The 3,427-nt window shown below is 73.0% G+C and carries 2 protein-coding genes and 2 pseudogenes; 2 read left to right on the top strand and 2 right to left on the bottom strand.

Features of this window, described 5'->3' with window-relative positions:
- Window positions 1–40: 40 nt before the first annotated feature.
- Window positions 41–925 (top strand): mycothiol conjugate amidase Mca, encoded by an 885-nt coding sequence (gene mca, locus V7E45_RS39460; RefSeq protein WP_333779111.1) that lies wholly within the window; start codon window positions 41–43, stop codon window positions 923–925.
- 139 nt (window positions 926–1,064) lie between these two features.
- Here mca and V7E45_RS39455 read toward each other — a convergent pair whose 3' ends face one another.
- Window positions 1,065–1,928, bottom strand: a complete 864-nt coding sequence (locus tag V7E45_RS39455; protein ID WP_333779110.1) for a GNAT family N-acetyltransferase — start codon at window positions 1,926–1,928, stop codon at window positions 1,065–1,067.
- 155 nt (window positions 1,929–2,083) lie between these two features.
- Between V7E45_RS39455 and V7E45_RS39450 the strand changes: the two are divergent.
- Window positions 2,084–2,178 (top strand): annotated as a pseudogene (locus V7E45_RS39450).
- 400 nt (window positions 2,179–2,578) lie between these two features.
- Here the strand turns inward: V7E45_RS39450 and V7E45_RS39445 are convergent.
- A pseudogene (locus V7E45_RS39445) lies at window positions 2,579–2,902 on the bottom strand (phosphate ABC transporter substrate-binding protein); the annotation flags it as partial.
- Between the last annotated feature and the right edge of the window lie 525 nt (window positions 2,903–3,427).

Genomic DNA, 3,427 nt, shown 5'->3' with positions numbered 1-3,427 from the left:
CCTCCCACCCCTACCGACCAGCCGCCCCAGGAGAAGTCCCATGACCAAGTCCACCTCACTGCCGCGCACCGGACTGCGCCTGATGGCCGTGCACGCCCACCCGGACGACGAGTCGAGCAAGGGGGCGGCCACCCTCGCCCGCTACCAGGCCGAGGGCGCGGACGTCCTGGTCGCCACCATGACCGGCGGCGAGCGCGGTGACGTCCTCAACCCGGCCATGGACCGCCCCGAGGTGTGGGCCGACCTGCCCCGGCTGCGCCGCCTGGAGATGGAGCGGGCCCGCGAGATCCTGGGCGTGCGGCAGGAGTTCCTCGGCTTCACCGACTCCGGACTGCCCAAGAACGGCGAGCCGCTGCCCGAGGACTGCTTCGCCGTGCAGCCCCTGCAGACCGCCGCCCGCCCGCTGGTCGCCGCGATGCGCGCCTTCCGCCCGCACGTCGTCGTCACCTACGACGAGAACGGCGGCTACCCGCACCCCGACCACATCAAGACCCACCAGGTCGCGGTGGAGGCGTTCGACGCCGCCGGCGACCCCGACCGCCACCCCGGCACCGGCGCGCCCTGGCAGCCGCTGAAGCTCTACTACACACGCGCCTTCAGCAAGGCCTACTTCAAGGCCGTCTACGAGGCCATGACGGCCGCCGGGCTCGACTCGCCGCACGGCGAGGTGCTCAAGGAGCTCGAAGGAATGGAGGAGAAGTGGGAGATCACCACCCGGGTGCCGTGCGCCGAGTGGTTCCCCACCCGACTGCGGGCCCTGCTCGCCCACGAGACCCAGGTCGACCCAGCCGGCCCCGAGCGGTCCTGCCCGCTGGAGATCGAGCAGCAGGCATGGCCCACCGAGGACTACCACCTCGCGCGCACCCTCGTGGACACCGACCTGCCCGAGGACGACCTGTTCGCGGGCATCACCCGCGAGGCCTGAGCCCGGCGGCGAGCCCCGAAGGGTCCACCGGCGCTCCGAGCGGACCAGAACAAACCGATGCACCCCCGCCACGCCGCCGAACACGGGCTCGGCGACGACGTCACCCACCCCGGCCAGCCCCGGACCCAAGCGGCGGGGCTCAGTCCCCGAACCCCCACACCGCGAAGTCGGCCACCTTGCGGTAGCCGATCCGCTGGTACAGGGCGTTGCTGGTGGAGTTGGCGAGGTCGGTGAACAGGAGCACGTGGGCCACGCCGGCCGTCACGGCGGTGCGGCTCACCTCCGCCGTCACCGCGCCCGCGTAGCCGTGGCCGCGCAGGTGCTCGGGCGTGTACACCGGGGCCACCCGGACCTGGCCCGCCGACTCGGGGGTCACCCCGGCCATGGAGACCGGCTCGCCGTCGGGGCTCTCCCAGAAGGTGACGCCGCCGTGGGCGATGCGGGCGTCGGCCCAAGGGCCCGCACCCTGGCCGGCACTCTGCCCGACCGCGTCCTTGAACGCGTCGTACCAGCGCATCAACACGTCCCGGTCGCCCGGCCCCGCCACCCGCGCCCGCCCCTCAGGAGGCGGCTGCGGAGTACTCAACTCGGCCAGCTCGTACAGTCGTTGACGCTGAGCGAGCCGGACCGTCGTACCGGTCCGCCGCTGCCAGGATGCGGCCAGATGCGCCGCCGTGCCGTGCTCACCGCAGACCCCGGCGAGCGGATGACCGGCGTCGGCCAGGCGGGTCACCAGAGCCTCGGTGCCCTCCGTCCCGAGAGGGCTGAGGTGAAGCGGGAAGGGGGGCGTGTGCAGGAACGCGGCGCCGACACGGCCGGCCTCGCCGCGCAGCACGCCGAACAGAGGCACCTCGTCGCTGTACAGCTGCCGCCCCCGGCCACACAGAGCGTCCAGCACCGTCAGCAGGACCGTGTGCAGGGCCGGACGGGACCCCAAGAAGCCACCCGCCCGATCCATGAACTCGTGCGGGTCGTCGGTCAGATGCCAGTCGTCAGGACGCATGCGGTCATGATCCGGCTCCACCGTCCGCCCCGACACCCGTTTTTCTCCCACCCCCGTACTTCGGGGCGATGCCGTCGGGCATGTCAGCCTGCTGTCAGCCGGTTCGGCGACAGTTGGTCCTGTGAACGGCAGCGGAGCACCGGGGCCGGACACGGGGAGAGGTGCCCGGAGTGGTTGATCGGGGACCAGCGAGCTCGCCTCACGGTCGGGCCCCTCGGGGCCCACGCAGGTTCGAATCCTGCCCTCTCCGCAGCACCCCCCTTCGGCTGTCACGGCCGGGACTGCCGGCCGGGTCACCGAAATCACCGAGCCGTTTCCCGTGGTCGTCGACCCGGCCGAGCTCTCGGGGTAGCCGGGCGCCTTGCCGCTGTGCTGTACGGCGGAGCGACAAGGCCGCGTCTGAGCCCACGTTTTGGCTCGGTGAGCAGGCTGCGGATGCGCTGCTCACCCGTTCGCAGGCCGACGCCGCCACTCAGTCGGCGGCCGACACTGACGCAGCGGCTACCCGCACCGAGGCGGACGTTGCCCAGGCGCACACGCCGCAGGTGGACCCGGCGGCGAGCCCGAGGGGGCCACCGGCGCTCCGAACGCACTCAAGCGGCAGGCGCGAGCCGCGGCTCACGGGGCGGCGGACGCGGCGTGCGACACGCTCACGCGCACAGCCGCATGCCCTCCGGGGTCCAGCACGGGACGTGCCCGTGGGTGCGGATGACGTCCTGGCCGTTGCCCCGCGCCAGGTACGTCAGGAAGCTGGAGGCCAGCGAGTTGGCCGGTGGCCGGCCGTAGGTGTAGGCGTACTCGATCTCCCGGTAGGGGTACGTGCCGTGGCCGTGCTCGATGGCGTCCACCGAGGGGGCGTCGCCGTCGAGGTCCAGGACGTGCAGGCCCTTCGCCCGGGTCGCCAGGTTCAATTCGCTGTAGCCGACGGCGCCCGGCAGCCGGGCCACCTCGGCCAGCACCTGGTCGGTGGAGTTGACCTGGCGAAGCCTCACCACCATGCGGATCTCCTTCGGGGTCACGGGCGCCCTGCTGCTGGCAGGAGCGTTGCGTTCCGTGGTGAGCTGACCGCGCCCAGGGCACGGCGACGACGGACACGCGGTACCCCGGGTCTCGCCGGGCCCGCTGTGTTGTGCCCCAGCCGATGTGCGCCAGCTACCCGCAGCCACCCGACGTTCGGCCTCGGGCCCCCCTGTTGCCGCGTGGCGCTCACCCGAGCCGAATCGTGCGTCACCCTGGCCCGCCTCCTGCACCCCCTGCCGCGCCTTGAGGAGATCGAGGAGTGGGGGGAGGGCCCGGAACCGGGCGGAGGAAGCGCCGGGCCCGAGGGGGTTCGTGCGCGGGGGAGGCGGCGCGGGACTTGAACAGTGGTGCGGTGGCTGGTGGGATGCGCGGCACGAACGGACACCGTCGGACCGGAGGTTCACCGTGCTGCGTGCGTTACTGGGGGCCGGCGCGGCCGTCGCCGCGCTGCTCGTCCCCGCCACCACCCTCACCCCCAC

It is taken from the genome of Streptomyces sp. IBSBF 3136 (genome assembly GCF_036815105.1).
In the GTDB taxonomy this organism is placed as follows: domain Bacteria; phylum Actinomycetota; class Actinomycetes; order Streptomycetales; family Streptomycetaceae; genus Streptomyces.
Note: the sequence above shows the minus strand (reverse complement) of the source record. Positions and strands in the feature narration are given on the sequence as shown.